Below are 15,268 nucleotides of genomic sequence, written 5' to 3' on the forward strand. Positions count from 1 at the left end.
GGCGAGCCCGCCGCGGGAGTGAACCCCGCTCTTAGGACGGCGCAATCGCGCCGCCAACCGGGGGCGTTGAGCTCGCTTCGCCTGCTCGATCGCGGAAGAAGCCGACGTGCTTGCGCACGCCGGCTTCTCCGCTCACCCTCCGCCGGAGGGCCGGCGCCGACACCCGTCTTAGGGGGCGGTGCCGGCGCCGATCCGGGCCATTACTGGAGCAGCTTGAGCACGCCCTGCTGGCTCTGGTTCGCCTGGGCCAGCATCGCCGTGGACGCCTGGGTCAGGATCTGCGCCTTCGCCAGGTTCGCGGTTTCCGCCGAGAAGTCGGCATCCTCGATGCGGCTGCGCGCGTCCGTCAGGTTGGTGACGTTGCTGGTCAGGTTGTTGACCACCGACTGGAACCGGCTCTGCGCCGCACCCAGGTTGGCGCGCGCCGTGTTGATCGTGCCGAGCGCCGTATCGACCGTCCCCAGCGCCGTATTGGCGTGCGCCACCGTGTCGACGGCGGTTGCCGACGTCGAGTTGGTGATCGCCGTCAGGCTGAGGTTGACCGTGTCGCCCGCATTGGCACCGGTCTGGATCGCCACCACGCCCGACGCGCCCGCCGAGCCGTCGAACAGCTTGACGCCATTGAACTTGCTGTTGGTCAGGATGTCGGTGATCTGCGCGGTCAGCGCGGTGACTTCGGCGTTCAGGTTCACGCGGTCGGTCGCATCGCTATAGGTGCCCGAGGCCGACTGCACCGCCAGCTCGCGGATACGCTGCAGCATGTTGGTGACTTCGCCCAGCGCGCCTTCCGCGGTCTGCGCCATCGACATGCCGTCATTGGCGTTGCGGATCGCCTGGTTCATGCCGCGGACCTGCGAGGTCATCGACGCCGCGATCGCAAGGCCGGCAGCGTCGTCCTTCGCCGAATTGATGCGCTTGCCGGTCGACAGACGCTCCATCGCCATCGACAGCTGCATGTTGGCACTGGTCGACGCATTGCCCGCGCGCAGCGACGCGGTGTTGGTTCCGATCACGGTCATGTGAAAACTCCTCATTTGCCTGGCGCCTCCCCGCCGCCCCCTGAGCGGAAGGGCCGAGCCGCCGTCGGGGATAACGGCCGTAGCTGCTGGAGCTTTAGGGACATTTTCGGCGCGGCCTCCCTCGCGTGCGCGACGCGGGCCCGGCCGGACGCCGGCGGCGCGCCCGGAAAAACCTTGCCGGGCGGCAAGATGTTTAACCGGCAATTTACCACCTTTGCCGCACACCGGTACGGTCAAAGGGGTTTCAATGCGCACGATCTTCCCATCTGCCGCCATTCTCGCCCGCCGCTACGCCCTTGTTTCCGGGTTGCGCGCACAAGGTTTCGGCATCGGCTCGCTGGCCAACGCGGCGCCCACGGCCGGCGATCTGTTCCTGGTCGCCGACGGTGAGCGGGTGCCGGCGGCCGCGCGCACCGTCGTCATCGGCGAGGAAGGCCGCAGCGTCGTACCGTCACAGGGCGGCAACCCGGCGCGGATTGCGTTCGGCGCCGCCGACGCGCGGATCGGCTACGGCTTTGCCCGCGCGCTGATCGCCGGACCGGAACAGCCGACCGCGGCCGATCCGGAGAGCCTGGCGCTGCTGGCGCTGGCCGAGCGCGTCGCGGCCGCCGACATCACCGTGCTGATCAACGGCCCGACGGGCACCGGCAAGGAAGTGCTGGCCCGGGCGATCCATAATCAGTCGCTCCGCAAGAGCAGGCCGTTCATCGCGATCAACTGCGCCGCGCTGCCCGAGACGATGCTGGAAGCGCTGCTGTTCGGGCATCAGAAGGGCGCCTTCACCGGCGCGGCTGGGGCGAGCGAGGGCTTCTTCCGCGCAGCCGACGGCGGCACGCTGCTGCTCGACGAAATCGCCGAGATGCCGCTGTCGCTGCAGGCCAAGCTGCTGCGGGTGCTGCAGGAGCGGGAGGTGGTGCCGCTAGGCGCCAGCGTGCCGCAGCCGATCGACGTCCGCGTCATCGCCTGCGCCAATCGCGACCTGCAGGCCGAAGTCGCCGCGGGGCGGTTCCGGGCCGATCTCTATTACCGGCTCGCGGTGTTCCCGCTGGCGACCAAGCCGCTGGCCGAGCGGCCGGAGGATATTCCCGCGCTCGCCGCGACGATGATCCTGCGCCATGCCGGCGGGCGCGGCCTGGTGCCCTGGCCGACGCCCGAGGCGCTCGATCAGCTCCTCCGCCACGACTGGCCGGGCAATGTCCGCGAGCTGGAGAATGTGATCCAGCGCGCGCTGCTGTTCGCCGGCGGCGCCACGATCGAGGCCAGCCACATCGTCTTCGATCGCGCGATCTCCTTCACCTTCCAGCCGACCCCGGCCGCCGCCATGCCGCTGCGGCCGATCGCCGCTAACGAGGATGCGGGACAGCGCTCGCTGGGCAAGGTCGTCCAGATGAGCGAGTTCCAGGCGATCCGCGACACGCTGCGCGCCTGCAACGGCAGCCGTATCGAGACGGCGCGGCGGCTCGGCATCTCCGAACGCACGCTGCGTTACCGCCTCGCCAAGGCGCGCGAGCAGGGCGAGGATGTGTTCGGCTCCGGGGTCGCGCCGCATAGCTGGGCCGCTTCGGCATGAGCGCCCTGTCGGGCATCGGCGGCGCGCAGAGCGCGATGAGCGTCGACCGCGTGATGCAGCTCCGCGCCGAGATCCTGCAGCGCAACGAGGCGCTGGCGCGGGCCGGATCGACCGGCCCGGTCGCAGCACCCCAGCCCACGCAGCCCACCAGCTTCGCGGCGACGCTGGAAGGCGCGTTGCGCGACGTCAACGACGGCCAGAACCGCGCGTCGCAGCTCTCCGAAGCCTATGAGCGCGGGCAGGAGGTCGACATCGCCAAGGTGATGCTCGCTCGCCAGCAGGCGTCGGTCGGGTTCGAAGCGACCTTGCAGGTCAGGAACAAGATCCTGGCGGCGTACAAGGACATCATGAGCATGCCGGTCTGATATGAGCACCGCTCTCGCCACCACGCCGGGCACCCTGGGCGCGTCGGGCATGCCCGAGCGTTTCGCCAACCCGCTGACACAGATCAGGGGCATGCTCGCGCAGCCCGCCGTCCGCCGCTCGCTGCCGATGGCGCTGCTGGTCGGGCTGATCGCCGCGGCGGCGCTGGCCTGGATGACCTTCTCGACGCCGACGCAGCGGACGTTGTTCGCGGGTCTGCCCGACAGCGACAAGGCCGCGGTCACCGCGGCGCTGACGCAGGGCGGGATCGCCAGCCGCGTCGATGAGGGCACCGGCGCGCTGACCGTCGCCGATGAGGATTACAGCCGCGCCCGCATGCTGCTGGCGGGGCAGGGACTGCCCAAGGCGGCGCCCGGCGGTTACGCGATCCTCGACCAGCTGCCGATGGGGGTCAGCCGGGCGGTCGAGGGCGAACGGCTGCGCCAGGCGCGTGAAACCGAACTGGCGCGCTCGATCGAGGAGATCGATGCGGTCGCCGAGGCGCGCGTCCATCTCGCCATGCCGGAGACGAGCGTGTTCGTGCGCGACAACGCCGCGCCGTCCGCCAGTGTGGTGCTCAAGCTGCAGGGCGGCCGCTCGCTGTCCGAGGCGCAGGTGTCGTCGATCGTCAATCTGGTCGCCTCGTCGGTGCCGGGCATGAGGCCCGACGCGGTGACGCTGGTCGATCAGCTGGGCGCACTGCTCACCCATGCAGGCAGCAGCGATCCGGGCCGCGCCGCCAGCGACAGCCGCATCGACTTCCAGCGCCGGGTCGAGGACAAATACCGCCAGCAGCTCCAGCAGCTGCTCACTCCGCTGTTCGGCGCGGGCAATTTCACCACGGAGGTGCAGGCCGAGGTCAACCTCGACGCGACGCAGGCGACGCGCGAGACCTATGACCGCGCGGGCCAGGTCGTGCGCGCAGAGACCGGCAACTGGACCGGTAACCAGCGCGACGGCGCGCCGGGTGCGCCCGGCGGTATTCCCGGCGCGCTCAGCAACACACCGCCGCCCGCCTCCACCCTGTCGACCCCGCAGCCCGCGACGGGTGCCTCCGGCGCCGCCGCCGGTGCGCCCGCGACACCCGACCGCACCCCGGTCGCGGGCGGGCCCGGCGTCAATCCGGAAAAGCAGAGCGACACCTTTCAGCGCGCCTATGACAATGGCCGCGAGGTTTCGGTCACGCAGAATGCCCCAGGCGGCGTCAGGCGGCTGTCGGTCGCGGTGCTGCTCCGCGATCCAGAGCGCAACCGCCGGTCCGCGAACGAGATCCAGCAGATCACCGATCTGGTGAAGAGCGCGGTCGGCTTCGACGCGGCTCGCCAGGATCAGGTGACGGTGATCAGCCGCAAGTTTGCAGGCGCCGACACCGGCGCCGCGGCGGCGGGGCCGAAATGGTATGACAACAGCCTGGTGCCGATGCTGGCGCGCAACGGCACGGCGCTGATCATCGCGCTGCTGGTGCTGTTTCTCGGCGTGCGCCCGCTCGCCAAGGCGTTGATGAAGAAGCGTGAGGAGACGCCGGCGGGCGCGCAGATGCTCGCGATCGGCAAGGACGGAATGGCCGTCGCAGCGCCAGTCGGGCTGGACCAGCTGGCGGGCGCGCGCGCGATGGACGAGCGGCTGGGCGCAGTGCGCGGCTTCACCCGCGACAATCCGGCGCGCGCGGCGCTGGCGGTGCGCGACATGATCAAGGCGGACGGCAAGTGACCGCAACCGTGCAGCCGCGGAGCTATTCGGGCGTCGAACGCGCCGCGGTGCTGATGATGCTGGTCGGCGAGGAGGAGGCCGCCGCCATCCTCCAGAAGCTCGACCCCGAAGAGGTGCGCCAGCTCGGCAAGGCGATGTTCGCGGTGGCGGACGTCAGCGAGCAGGCGGTCGAGGACGTGCTCGATGACTTCGCGGCCAAGGCACGCGAGCGTTCGTCGATCCAGTTCGACCCGCGCCCGCGGATCGAGGCGGTGATGACCAAGGCGCTGGGCTCGACAAAAGCGGACAGCGTGCTGGCGCGGATCACGCCGGCCGAGGCGCAGTGCGAGCTGGAGATGCTGCAATGGCTCGACGCCGGTGAGATCGCGCAGCTGATCGAAAAGGAGCACCCGCAGATCGCGGCGGTGCTGATCGCGAATCTGGAGCCGCATGTGGCGGGCCAGGTGCTCGAACTGCTGCCCGATGCGGTGCAGCCCGACATCCTCCACCGCGTCGCACGGCTGGGGCCGATCGCGCCGGAGGCGGTCGAGACGCTGAAGACCGTACTCGCCAACCGCAACGCGCCCGCCGCACAGGCGGGGGTGACGCTGGGCGGCACGCGCGAGGCGGCGAAAATCCTGTCGGGCGCGCGCAAGGCCACCGAGCAGCGGGTGATGCCCAAGCTGTTCAAGATCGACAAGGAGATGGCGCGCGCGATCGAAGAGGCGATGTTCGTCTTCGACAACCTCCTGGAGATGGACGACAAGAATCTGGGCGCGCTGATCCGCAATGTCGATGGCGAGATTCTGGTCAAGGCGCTGAAGGGCGTCGACGAGGCCGCGCGCAGCCGCATTCTCGGCTGCATGTCGGCACGTGCCGCCGACGGCATCCGCGACGAGATGGAAGCGCGGGGCCCGACCAAGCTGGCCGACGTGATGGAGGCGCAGAAGGCGATGATCGCCATCGCGCGCGCGCTGGCCAAGGACGGCACCATCCAGATGGGCGGCGGCAGCGACGACGATTATGTCTGACGAGTTCCTGCCCGACCAGTTTCAGGCAGGCTTTGCGGCGCGGCACAGCGCGGCGGCGGCGCTGCTGCACCAGGCGTTTGCGCCCGAGTCCCGTCCGTTCGAGCCGCAGGCGCCGGGCAGCGCGCCGGGCGACCGGCCGCGCAGCTTCAGTCCCGCCGATCGCGCCGCCAATCCGACCGCGGGGTGGAACCCGCTCGACCCCAATGGCAGCGCGAGCGGCTATCTCGATCCGATCGCCACCGCCCACGCGGCGGGCTTCGCCGAGGGCGAGGCCGCCGCGCTGGCGTCGGTGACGGCCCGGGCGGCGGCTGATCAGGCGCTGCTGGAGACGCTGGCACATGCGCTGGCGCGGGGACGGCCGGTCGATCGCGACCTGCTTGCCCGGCGGCTGCGCCAGACGGTGCTCCACCTCGTCGCCAAGCTGATCGGCGAGGCGGGAGTGTCGGCCGAGCTGCTGCTGACCCGCGTCGGTGCAGCCACGGATCTGCTCGCCGATGCAGCGGAATCGGCGCTGCTGCGGCTCAACCCGGCCGATATGGCGCTGGTCGAAGGACGGCTGCCCGCGACGGTGTTCGCGGCAGGCGACGCGGCGGTGGCGCGCGGCAGCTTCGTGCTGGAGAGCGCGTCGACGGTGATCGAAGACGGACCCGATCTGTGGCTCGACCAGCTTGCGGCCGCGATCGATCGCGCGGCGGTGCCTCCGGCATGCTGAATCGCTTCGCCGGCGACTATCTCGACACGCTGGCGGCCGCCGACTTCGCTGCCCGGCCGCGGGTGTCGGGGCGGCTGTCTTCCTTTGACGGTCTATTGATGGAGGCGGTCGGGCTGCAGGTGCCGGTCGGCACCGTCTGCCGCGTCGGCGATGCGGTCGAGGCGGAGGTGATCGGCTTTCGCGGGCGCGCGACGCTGATGATGAACCTGGGCGGGCCCGCGGCGCTGCTGCCCGGTGCGCGGGTGCAGCCGACCGGGGTGGTCGGCGAGGCGGAGGTCGGCGCGGCGCTGCTGGGGCGCGTCGTCGACGGCGCGGGCAAGCCGATCGACGGGCTGGGACCGATCCGCGGCGCGGGCAGGGGGCCGCTCGCGGGCGTACACCAGTCGCCGCTCAACCGTGACCGTGTGCGTGCGCCGCTCGACGTGGGGGTCCGTGCGATCAACGGGCTGCTCACCATCGGCCAGGGCCAGCGCGTTGGGATCATGGCGGGGTCGGGGGTCGGCAAGTCGGTCCTGCTCGGCATGATCGTCCAGGCAGCCGCCGCTGATGTGGTGGTCATCGGCCTGATCGGCGAGCGCAGCCGGGAAGTCGCCGATTTCCTGGAAACCAAGGTCGCGGGGGCGGCGCGGGCGCGTTCGGTGGTCGTCGCGGTGCCCGCCAACCACTCGCCGGTGCTGCGCATCCGGGGTGCGCTAAGGACGCACGCCATCGCGGAAGGGTTCCGCGCCGAGGGCAAGCGCGTCCTGCTCATCATGGATTCGCTGACCCGCGTCGCACATGCCGGACGTGAGATCGGGCTGGCGCTGGGCGAGCCGGCGTCGGCACGCGGCTATCCGCCGTCGGCGATCGCCATGCTGCCAAATCTGATCGAGCGCGCGGGCGCCTGCGTTGCAAGCGGCGGTTCGATCACCGCAATCTACACGGTGCTGGCGGACGGCGACGACAATAGCGACCCCGTCGTCGACGCGGCGCGTTCGATCCTCGACGGCCATATCGTGCTCAGCCGCGCGCTGGCGGAGCGCGGCGTCTATCCCGCGATCGACGTCGGTCCCTCGGTGAGCCGGGTCATGACCGACATCGTGCCGGCCGAGCACGTCCGCGCCGCGCGCGCGCTGCGGCGGCATCTGGCGACCTATGAAGAAAATCGCGACCTGCTGCTGATGGGCGCGTATCGCCACGGCGCGGACCCGCAGATCGACGCCGCCGTGGCGAGCCACCCCGCGATCACCGCTTTCATCCGTCAGGACGCCGCCGAGGTCGTCAGCCTTGCCGATGCCGCCGCCGAACTGGTGGGCGTGTTTGGTCCGGACCCGACCGGCGCCTGATGGCGACCGCCAGTCAGCTCGCGCGGGTCGAGCGGGTGCGCGCGGTGCAGCTGTTGCTCGCCCGCACCGCGCAGGCCGATGCGGAGGCGCAGGTCGCGTCGGAGACAGCGCTGGCGGGGCGCGTCGCGGCACTGGCCGCCGGCATCGCGCCCGCACCGACGGCCGCCGTCGCTTTCTCGCTGTCGGCGGCGGCGCATTATCGCGAGCGGCTGCATCAATCATCATTTGCGGCGCAGGACCGCGTCGCCGAAGCCGCACGCCGTGCCGATGCGGCGGGTGACGCGGCACGCGATGCCGAGCGTGACCTGAAGGCCGTCGAGAAGCTGCAGGCACGTGCCGATGCCGCCGCTGCGCTGGCCGCGATTCGCGCGCTGGAGGGTGCGCCGGTGCCGACGCGCTTCGCGTCCGTGATGCTTCGGCATGATCCTTGCTGAACCGCCGTCGATGCCCGTGATCGCCGCCGCCTCACCCCTGCCGTCGCTCTTCAATCCGCCGTCCGTGAAACCGGGCGGCGGCAACGGGTTCGCGCCGGTGTTCACGACGTTGCTGGTGCCGGACGGCCAGCCTTCCGCGGCGCTACCTGCGCCGCTGCTCACCACCGCGCCGCCGGTAGCATCCGGCACCATCCTGCCGCCCGGCGGCAGTGCGGTGCCGAGTACCGTCACGCCGGTGCCGAGCGATAGCGCAACAGCGATCGACGTGCCGCGCGAAGATGTGGCGGCTGCGCCGATCCCGCTCCGTCGGGACACTGGTCGAGCCGCGCCGCCGTGTGAAGACGGCGGGCTGCAACCGGATTCGACACTGCGCATTGCCGGGCCAAGTCCGACGCCGATCAACGTCACCGCTCGCGGGCAGGATCAAGTCGCCGGATCGTCATCGCGCCCTGTCCGATTGAGCCCCCACGCCGATGCCGAGCGCGACGATGACCGGCCGGGCGACAAGGCGGGCGAACCCAGCGAACCTTCATCGGCGGCAACCGGGGCGGCCACCGCGACCCCCGCCGCCGATTCGACCGGGGCTCCGGCCGCGTGGTCGGCATCGACCCCGCCAACGATGCCGCCGGCGATGGACCGGCCTTCGGAAACTACGACGAACGTCGGCGCATCGGCAGGCCAAGCTGCGGCGGCCGGTACCCGCGCGGCCCCCGCCCAGGCGAGGACTTCGAGGCCCGCAACCGCGACTTCTCTGGCAGAACCGACCCAGCCTGCGCGTGCGCCGGCGCCATACCGTCAGCTTTCAGATGTGACTCCGGCCAGTTCCGCAGATGTCCCGTCCCCCGCCGGTATGGCTGATCGTGCCGCAGTTGCCGCATCGCCCAACCAGGCGTCCGAGGCGCTTTCCACGGTAGCGGGCGCGCCCGTAGTTCAACGTGCCGCCGCCGTTGCTGCGCTGCCGTTCGGCGCGGCCGTGCCGATGCCGCTCGCCCAGACGGTCCCCGCCAAGCTGACAATCGTCGCGGGGCCGCAGCCGCCGGAACCACGGCCAGTCGTGTTTGCGGTTGTCGCCGCCACGCCGTCGACCGCGCCGGTCGAGCGCCCGATTGAGACCGCGCCCGCGGTCCGTCCCATCCCGCTGGCCGGTCTTCAGCCCAGCGCCACGCCAGCCATGCTGCCTGCGGTGCAGGCATTCGGCGCGGCCTTGCACCGTGCGGTCGCGGCCGAGCGGCGGCTCGCGCCGCGTGCCGACAGCGCCGGCGCGCCGGGTATGACGGCCGGCATAGCGCCGTCCGCACCGGTCGTGGCGATCGCACCTACCGCGCCGCTCGACACCACGCAGCCGCATTGGCCCGAGGCGATGGTCGCGCGCATCGAGCAGCTGCGCGACGCGGCGAACGAGACCAGCACCCGCATTCGCCTTCACCCCGACGCGCTCGGTACGATCGACGTGGCGATGCGGCGCGAGGCCGATGCGGTGCATGTCCACTTCGCCGCCGCCGAGCCCGCGACGCAGACGCTGCTCGCCGATGCGCAGCCGCGCCTCACCGAGCTGGCGCAGGCGCGCGGCCTGCGGCTGACGCCCGGCAGTGCCGCGACCGCCGACGCCAGCACGCAGGGACAGGGCGATCGACGTCAACCGTCCACCCCGCTCGCCCGCCCAGCCTCGCCGCCGCGTGCAGCACGCTTCACCGACCCTGCGGACGCCCCGTCCGACACCCGTCTCGCCTGAACAGGAAGCTGAACCATGAGCGACGCCAAGACCGCCAAGGCCGATGCGGCCGACACCGCCGACGCGCCCAAGAAGAAGGGCAAGGGGAAGCTGATCGTCATGATCCTTGGGCTGCTGGTGCTGGTCGGCGGCGGCGTTGCGGGCAGCCTGTATTTCATGCACGGCAGCAGCGCCGCCGCCGCACCCGCCGGACCGCGCCTCGTCCCCAAGAGCGAGCAGCAGCATGCGCCGGCGGGCGAGGGAGCGGGCGGCCATGACAGCGAGGGCCATGCCGCGACCGGCGGCCAGCCGACCCCGCACGGCGCGGGCGGCGATCCCTATGCGTCGAACTATTACTCGCTCGACAAGGACTTCACCTCCAACCTGCGCGAGTCCGTCCACTTCGTCCAGGTCGGCGTCGCGGTGTCGACGCCATACGACCAGACGGTGATCGATCACCTCAAGACCAACGAAATCGCGGTCCGCTCGGCGATCCTGATGACGCTGGGCGACACGACCGAGGAACAGGTCTTCACCAGCCAGGGCAAGGAACAGCTCCAGCATCGCCTGGTCCAGGCGATCAACGCCACGCTCCGGCAAAAGGAGGGTTTCGGCGGCATCAGTAACGTTTACTTTACCAGTTTCGTTGTTCAGTGAGGCATGGTTAATGCCCGGGCAACGGATGGAGACGAGCGGCGCGAGCGCTTTCGCGCCGAGGCCGCGCCGTCCGCGCTGGGTACCCCCAAGCTCAACCCGTTCGGCGACCTGCATACGCTGCAGCATCTGTCGGCGCGGCTGGCGCGGGCGCTCAAGGCGGTGTGGGAGCCGCTGCTGCGGCAGGAAGTGCGCAGCTGGGCGGAGCCGCTCAGCGTCCAGCGCTTCGCCGACTATCGCGCGGAGCGTCCCGACCGGCTGACCGCGTGGCTGCCGATGACGATGAGGGGACCGGCCGGTCAGGCGGGCGCCGCGCTGCTGGTGTTCGACGGCGGCTTCGTCCTCGAAGTGCTCGACCTGTTCTTCGGCGGCACCGGCGCCACGCCCGGCCAGCTTCCGGCCGAGTTCTCGCCCGCGGCCGAGGCGCTGGTGGCGCGGCTGGGCACGATGCTGGCCGCGCCGCTCAAGACGGCGTGGGAGCCGCTCGCCGCGCAGGAGTTCGTCCCGCGCCGGGTCGAGGTCAACGCCGCGATGCTGGCCGGGATCGACGGCGACGACCCGTGCGTCGTCACTCGCTTCGGCCTCGCGACCAGCGCGGGGACGCCCGTGTTCGTCGACATCCTCTATCCCGTCGGCAGCCTGAAGCCGCATGCCGCGACGCTGACCGGCAAGGTGCTCGACAAGGCCGAACCGGATCCGGCCTGGCGGTCGGGCCTCGCGCGATCGGTGATGGCGGTCAAGTTCTCCGTCCGCTCCGTGCTCGCCGAACCGGTGGTGCCGCTCCAGACGCTGCTCGAGCTGAAGCTGGGCGACGTCATCCCGATCAGCGTCACCGCCGACGTGCCCGTCATCGTCGGGCGCGACCGTCTCGCCAGCGTGCTGGGCGCAGGCACCGTCGGCACGTCGAACGGCCGCGCCGCCATCCGCCTCACCCAGCTTGCCCGCATCGAAGGAATGAACGCATGAACGACATGACCGGCAGCTTTCCGCCGATCGGCCTCGGCGATGCGGCGCTCGCCGGCAATTTCCGGCTGCTCCAGGACGTCGACGTCAAGCTGACGGTGGAGATCGGCTCGACCGAGCTGACGCTGCGCGAGCTGCTGGCGCTGGGCGAAAGCTCGGTGATCGAGCTGGATCGCCAGGCCAACGAGCTGCTCGACGTGTTCGTCAACGGCACACTGATCGGCCGCGGCGAAGTCGTCACGGTGGGCGATCGCTTTGGCGTCAGGATGACCGAGCTGGTCAACCCCGACAAGGTTCAGTCCGGACGGGCCGGCTGACGCGCGATGCTGTGGACCTATATCCTCAAACTGGTCGTGCTGCTGCCGCTGGTGTGCGGGCTGATGATCGGCTGTCTGTATTTGTGGCGGCGGCTGGAGAGCCGGATGCCGGGCAAGCCGACGACGCGGCTGATCCAGGTCAAGGAAACGATGATGATCTCGCCGGGCCTGCGGCTTGCGGTGCTCGATTTCGAGGGCAGGCGCCTGCTCGTTTCGGTGGGACGCGGCGGCGTCCAGCTGGTCGACAAATCAAACGGCGCGGGCGCGTGAGCGTCACCGTCACGAGGCGCGGCCCCGGCCCGGCGCTGTTCCGCACCGGCACCGAGGCGCCGCGCACGACGTTGGCGCGGGTGGTGAAATGGGCGTTGATCGGCGTCGCACTGCTGATCGCCCTGCTGCTCGCCGCGCCCGCCTTCGCTCAGGCCGCGCCCGCCGCGCCGGGGGTCGGCCCCGGGGTTGGCGACGCGGTCGATCGCGCGCTGGGGCAGCTGGGCGGCAACGGTCAGGGTCAATCACAGGGATTGAGCCTTTCGCTGCAGGTCCTCATCATCATGGGGCTGCTGACGATCCTGCCCGGGCTCGTCCTGATGATGACCAGCTTCACGCGGATCATCATCGTCCTGTCGGTGCTGCGTCAGGCACTGGGGCTGCAACAGACCCCGCCCAACCAGGTGCTGATCGGGCTGTCCTTGTTCCTGTCGATCTTCGTAATGGGCCCGACGATCAGCGAGGTGAACCGCACTGCGATCCAGCCCTATGCCGCCGGGCAGCTGGGCGGCACCGCAATGATCGAGGCCGCGGGTAAGCCCTTTCACGTGTTCATGGCGAAGCAGACGCGGGTCAAGGACGTGACGCTGTTCGCGCAGATGGCGCATTCCGGCCCGTACCGCAGCGCCGACGACATCCCGTACACCGTGCTGCTGCCGGCGTTCGTCACCAGCGAATTGAAGACCGCGTTCCAGATCGGCTTCCTCGTCTTCCTGCCCTTCATCGTCATCGACCTGGTCGTCGCCACCGTGCTGATGAGCCTGGGCATGGCGATGATGAGCCCGACGATCATCTCGATGCCGTTCAAGCTGCTGCTGTTCGTGCTGGTCGACGGCTGGGCGCTGATGATGGGCAGCCTGGCGAACAGTTTCGTCACCTGAAGCGCCGTTGCACCTTCCTCTCCTCGCTCACGGACCAGCGCCATGGACGCCGATTACTTCCTGACCATCGCCAACCAGACGATGTGGGTGCTGGCGCTCGCGTCCGCGCCGATCCTGGTGCCCGCGCTGCTCGCCGGGCTGCTGCTCGGCATGGTGCAGGCGGCGACGTCGATCAACGAGCAGACGCTCAGCTTCATCCCCAAGCTGGTGGTGGTCGGCTTCTCGATCCTGATCTTCGGCAGCCTGATCCTGGGGCTGCTGACCGACTTCACGATCGGCATGTTCGAGCGCATCCCGGATCTCGTCAAGTAGTGCAGGGGAAGGGGCCCGCCGCGGCAAAGCCGCGTCGTCGAACGGGTCAGGCGGCGCCTGCTCGCCGGCCGGGCTGGCGCGAGGAGCGCGGGCGTGGCCGCGCGCGCGCTGCGCCATGCTAGGCTTCGGCCTTTCGATCGAGCCGCAGCTCTGGGCGCTGGTATTCGTGATGGTGCGGATCGGGGCAGCGTTCATCGTCGCGCCGGTGTTCGGCGCGGTCGGCGTGCCGCTACCCGCGCGGGTCGGGCTGACCGCGGCGATCGGCGTGCTGGTGCTGGGCGTCCATCCGGTCGCCGCGCCGCCGACGGTGTTCTCGCTTGCCACCTTCATGTCCGTTTTCGGGGAGGCGCTGGTCGGGTTGTCGCTCGGCTTCGTGCTGCAGATCGCCTTTGCCGGGCCGCTGGTCGCCTCCGAGGTGATCGGCAGCGCGATGGGGCTGAGCTTCGCGACGATGATCGATCCCCAGAACGGGCGGTCGACGCCGGCGCTGGGGCAGTTCTTCTCGATCATGCTGACGCTGCTGTTCCTGTCGATGGACGGCCACCTGGTGCTCGTCGACATGCTGGTGCGGAGCTATGACGTGCTGCCGCCGGGCGCGGCGTGGCTATCGGCGGACCGGATCAAGGGCGTGGCGCTGTTCGGCGGCTATGCCTTTCTGGCGGGACTGCTGCTGGCGCTGCCGGTCGGGTTTCTGCTGCTCTGCCTCAACATGGTGGTCGGCATGATGAGCCGCGCCGCGCCGTCGCTGAACCTGTTCGCGGTCGGGCTGCCTGCGAGCCTCGCGGTCGGGGTCGTTGCGCTCGCGATCGCCTTTCCGGCGATGGGTGACTACATGCAGGTCATCGTCCGCGAGGGCCTCGCCGCGACGCAATCGCTGGTGGTCGCGCGATGAGCGATATGGAGCGCACCCAGGCGCCAACCCCCAAACGCCTGAAGAAGGCGCGCGAGGACGGGCAGATCCTGCGCAGCCGCGACTTTGCCACCGCGCTGGTGGTGCTGGCGGGGGCGGTGTGGCTGTGGGCGTTCGGGCCGTCGCTGATGCGCGCGTGCAAGGCGGTGATGACGGCGTCGTTCCAGTTCAGCCATGCCGATGTCGAGGACTTCTCCCCGTGGCGGCCGCTGGCAGAGGCGGGGACGACGCTGCTGCCGTCGCTCCTCACGCTGTTTGCGATCAGCATCGCTGCGGCGGTGATGAGCCAGGTCGGGCTGGGCGCGCCGGGGATCAACGGCAAGCTGCTGCTGCCCAGGGCGTCGCGGCTCAACCCGGCATCGGGGCTGGCGCGCATCTTCGGCCCGGCGGGGTGGATCGAGCTGGGAAAGTCGGTCCTGAAGCTGGTGCTGCTCGGCGCGATCGGCTGGTTCATGCTGAAGCGCGTCGCGCAGGGCGTGCCGCAGCTGGCGCGCGAGGATCTGGGCGCGGCGCTGGGCCAGTTGGGGAGCACGTTCACCGGGCTTCTGTTCGCGATGGCGGCGGGATTGGTCGCGATCGCCGCGGTCGACGTGCCGGTGCAGCTGGTCCGCCTGCTCGCCAAGCTGAAGATGAGCAAGCAAGATATCAAAGACGAGCACAAGGAGAGCGAGGGTAACCCGGAGACCAAGGCGCAGCAGCGCGCCCGTGCGCGGGCGATGCTCGGCAAGGGCGCGCGCAAGGCAATCGCCGAGGCGCATGTCGTGCTGACCAACCCGACTCATTTCGCGATCGCGCTGCGCTATGACCGCGGCCGCGATCAGGTGCCGGTGGTGGTGGCGAAGGGCCGCGGCGCGACCGCGCTGGCGATCCGTGAACTGGCGGGCGAGGCGGCGGTGCCGGTGCTCGAATATCCGCAGCTCACCCGCGCGATCTATTACACCAGCCGCGAGGGGCAGGAGGTGCGCGACGACCTGTACCTCGCCATCGCGACCGTGCTGGCCTTCGTCTTCAACCTCAACGCCGCCGCCGGGGGGTCACCGCCGCCGGTCGAGGTGCCCAGGGCGGCGCGGTTCGACGAAAACGGCGTGGCGACCGCCTAAACCTGCCGCC

General features: G+C 70.4%; 17 protein-coding genes. 16 read left to right on the forward strand and 1 reads right to left on the reverse strand.

Annotated features, from left to right (window positions below; translation table 11 throughout):
- Positions 1–200 precede the first annotated feature (200 nt).
- Positions 201–1,019 (reverse strand): flagellin, encoded by an 819-nt coding sequence (locus ACP2AD_RS05680; protein ID WP_425229110.1) that lies wholly within the window; start codon positions 1,017–1,019, stop codon positions 201–203.
- Positions 1,020–1,266: 247 nt separating this feature from the next.
- On the opposite strand from ACP2AD_RS05680, the gene ACP2AD_RS05685 reads away from it, so the two are divergent.
- From ACP2AD_RS05685 to ACP2AD_RS05760, 16 genes are all read left to right on the forward strand, one after another.
- The gene (locus ACP2AD_RS05685) at positions 1,267–2,589 is read left to right on the forward strand and encodes a sigma-54 interaction domain-containing protein (RefSeq protein ID WP_425229111.1); all 1,323 of its coding nucleotides are present in this window, start codon (positions 1,267–1,269) and stop codon (positions 2,587–2,589) included.
- The gene (gene fliE / locus ACP2AD_RS05690) at positions 2,586–2,954 is read left to right on the forward strand and encodes a flagellar hook-basal body complex protein FliE (RefSeq protein WP_425229112.1); all 369 of its coding nucleotides are present in this window, start codon (positions 2,586–2,588) and stop codon (positions 2,952–2,954) included. The genes ACP2AD_RS05685 and fliE overlap by 4 nt, the downstream gene beginning before the upstream one ends.
- A 1-nt stretch (position 2,955) precedes the next feature.
- Positions 2,956–4,662, forward strand: coding sequence for a flagellar basal-body MS-ring/collar protein FliF (gene fliF / locus ACP2AD_RS05695; RefSeq protein ID WP_425229113.1), 1,707 nt, complete (start codon positions 2,956–2,958; stop codon positions 4,660–4,662).
- Positions 4,659–5,672, forward strand: a complete 1,014-nt coding sequence (gene fliG, locus ACP2AD_RS05700) for a flagellar motor switch protein FliG (protein ID WP_425229114.1) — start codon at positions 4,659–4,661, stop codon at positions 5,670–5,672. The genes fliF and fliG overlap by 4 nt, the downstream gene beginning before the upstream one ends.
- A complete protein-coding gene (locus ACP2AD_RS05705) occupies positions 5,665–6,384 on the forward strand; it encodes a FliH/SctL family protein (protein ID WP_425229115.1) in 720 nt (239 codons plus the stop codon). Before fliG ends, ACP2AD_RS05705 begins: the two co-directional genes overlap by 8 nt.
- The gene (locus tag ACP2AD_RS05710; RefSeq protein WP_425229116.1) at positions 6,378–7,709 is read left to right on the forward strand and encodes a FliI/YscN family ATPase; all 1,332 of its coding nucleotides are present in this window, start codon (positions 6,378–6,380) and stop codon (positions 7,707–7,709) included. Before ACP2AD_RS05705 ends, ACP2AD_RS05710 begins: the two co-directional genes overlap by 7 nt.
- Positions 7,709–8,143 (forward strand): hypothetical protein, encoded by a 435-nt coding sequence (locus tag ACP2AD_RS05715; RefSeq protein ID WP_425229117.1) that lies wholly within the window; start codon positions 7,709–7,711, stop codon positions 8,141–8,143. The genes ACP2AD_RS05710 and ACP2AD_RS05715 overlap by 1 nt, the downstream gene beginning before the upstream one ends.
- Positions 8,130–9,875, forward strand: a complete 1,746-nt coding sequence (locus tag ACP2AD_RS05720) for a flagellar hook-length control protein FliK (protein ID WP_425229118.1) — start codon at positions 8,130–8,132, stop codon at positions 9,873–9,875. Before ACP2AD_RS05715 ends, ACP2AD_RS05720 begins: the two co-directional genes overlap by 14 nt.
- Positions 9,876–9,890: 15 nt before the next feature.
- Complete coding sequence (locus tag ACP2AD_RS05725; RefSeq protein ID WP_425229119.1) at positions 9,891–10,511, forward strand: flagellar basal body-associated FliL family protein; 621 nt, start codon at positions 9,891–9,893, stop codon at positions 10,509–10,511.
- A 3-nt stretch (positions 10,512–10,514) separates the two neighbouring features.
- The gene (locus ACP2AD_RS05730) at positions 10,515–11,474 is read left to right on the forward strand and encodes a flagellar motor switch protein FliM (RefSeq protein WP_425229120.1); all 960 of its coding nucleotides are present in this window, start codon (positions 10,515–10,517) and stop codon (positions 11,472–11,474) included.
- Positions 11,471–11,788 carry a flagellar motor switch protein FliN gene (gene fliN / locus ACP2AD_RS05735; RefSeq protein ID WP_425229121.1) on the forward strand — a complete coding sequence of 106 codons (318 nt, stop codon included), beginning with the start codon at positions 11,471–11,473 and terminating at the stop codon, positions 11,786–11,788. The genes ACP2AD_RS05730 and fliN overlap by 4 nt, the downstream gene beginning before the upstream one ends.
- A gap of 6 nt (positions 11,789–11,794) precedes the next feature.
- Positions 11,795–12,058 carry a flagellar biosynthetic protein FliO gene (locus tag ACP2AD_RS05740; RefSeq protein WP_425229122.1) on the forward strand — a complete coding sequence of 88 codons (264 nt, stop codon included), beginning with the start codon at positions 11,795–11,797 and terminating at the stop codon, positions 12,056–12,058.
- Between the two features lie 80 nt (positions 12,059–12,138).
- Entirely contained in the window at positions 12,139–12,936 is a 798-nt protein-coding gene (gene fliP / locus ACP2AD_RS05745; RefSeq protein ID WP_425229226.1) for a flagellar type III secretion system pore protein FliP, read from the forward strand.
- 42 nt (positions 12,937–12,978) lie between these two features.
- Positions 12,979–13,248 carry a flagellar biosynthesis protein FliQ gene (gene fliQ / locus ACP2AD_RS05750; RefSeq protein WP_425229123.1) on the forward strand — a complete coding sequence of 90 codons (270 nt, stop codon included), beginning with the start codon at positions 12,979–12,981 and terminating at the stop codon, positions 13,246–13,248.
- A 115-nt stretch (positions 13,249–13,363) separates the two neighbouring features.
- Positions 13,364–14,140: a flagellar biosynthetic protein FliR gene (gene fliR / locus ACP2AD_RS05755; RefSeq protein WP_425229124.1), complete on the forward strand. Its 777-nt coding sequence runs from the start codon at positions 13,364–13,366 to the stop codon at positions 14,138–14,140.
- Positions 14,137–15,258 carry an EscU/YscU/HrcU family type III secretion system export apparatus switch protein gene (locus ACP2AD_RS05760; RefSeq protein ID WP_425229125.1) on the forward strand — a complete coding sequence of 374 codons (1,122 nt, stop codon included), beginning with the start codon at positions 14,137–14,139 and terminating at the stop codon, positions 15,256–15,258. The genes fliR and ACP2AD_RS05760 overlap by 4 nt, the downstream gene beginning before the upstream one ends.
- The last annotated feature ends 10 nt before the right edge of the window (positions 15,259–15,268 follow it).

The sequence above is a fragment of the Sphingomonas sp. genome (assembly GCF_965248875.1).
Taxonomy (GTDB): domain Bacteria; phylum Pseudomonadota; class Alphaproteobacteria; order Sphingomonadales; family Sphingomonadaceae; genus Sphingomonas.

Excerpts from the sequence above, each read along its gene's own strand:
- ACP2AD_RS05760 (WP_425229125.1), top strand. The coding sequence starts at position 14,137 with ATGAGCGATATGGAGCGCACCCAGGCGCCAACCCCCAAACGCCTGAAG.
- ACP2AD_RS05720 (WP_425229118.1), top strand. The coding sequence starts at position 8,130 with ATGATCCTTGCTGAACCGCCGTCGATGCCCGTGATCGCCGCCGCCTCA.
- ACP2AD_RS05710 (WP_425229116.1), top strand. The coding sequence starts at position 6,378 with ATGCTGAATCGCTTCGCCGGCGACTATCTCGACACGCTGGCGGCCGCC.
- ACP2AD_RS05680 (WP_425229110.1), bottom strand. The coding sequence starts at position 1,019 with ATGACCGTGATCGGAACCAACACCGCGTCGCTGCGCGCGGGCAATGCG.
- fliE (WP_425229112.1), top strand. The coding sequence starts at position 2,586 with ATGAGCGCCCTGTCGGGCATCGGCGGCGCGCAGAGCGCGATGAGCGTC.
- fliR (WP_425229124.1), top strand. The coding sequence starts at position 13,364 with ATGCTAGGCTTCGGCCTTTCGATCGAGCCGCAGCTCTGGGCGCTGGTA.
- ACP2AD_RS05725 (WP_425229119.1), top strand. The coding sequence starts at position 9,891 with ATGAGCGACGCCAAGACCGCCAAGGCCGATGCGGCCGACACCGCCGAC.
- fliQ (WP_425229123.1), top strand. The coding sequence starts at position 12,979 with ATGGACGCCGATTACTTCCTGACCATCGCCAACCAGACGATGTGGGTG.
- ACP2AD_RS05740 (WP_425229122.1), top strand. The coding sequence starts at position 11,795 with ATGCTGTGGACCTATATCCTCAAACTGGTCGTGCTGCTGCCGCTGGTG.
- ACP2AD_RS05705 (WP_425229115.1), top strand. The coding sequence starts at position 5,665 with ATGTCTGACGAGTTCCTGCCCGACCAGTTTCAGGCAGGCTTTGCGGCG.
- fliN (WP_425229121.1), top strand. The coding sequence starts at position 11,471 with ATGAACGACATGACCGGCAGCTTTCCGCCGATCGGCCTCGGCGATGCG.
- ACP2AD_RS05730 (WP_425229120.1), top strand. The coding sequence starts at position 10,515 with ATGGTTAATGCCCGGGCAACGGATGGAGACGAGCGGCGCGAGCGCTTT.
- ACP2AD_RS05715 (WP_425229117.1), top strand. The coding sequence starts at position 7,709 with ATGGCGACCGCCAGTCAGCTCGCGCGGGTCGAGCGGGTGCGCGCGGTG.
- fliF (WP_425229113.1), top strand. The coding sequence starts at position 2,956 with ATGAGCACCGCTCTCGCCACCACGCCGGGCACCCTGGGCGCGTCGGGC.
- ACP2AD_RS05685 (WP_425229111.1), top strand. The coding sequence starts at position 1,267 with ATGCGCACGATCTTCCCATCTGCCGCCATTCTCGCCCGCCGCTACGCC.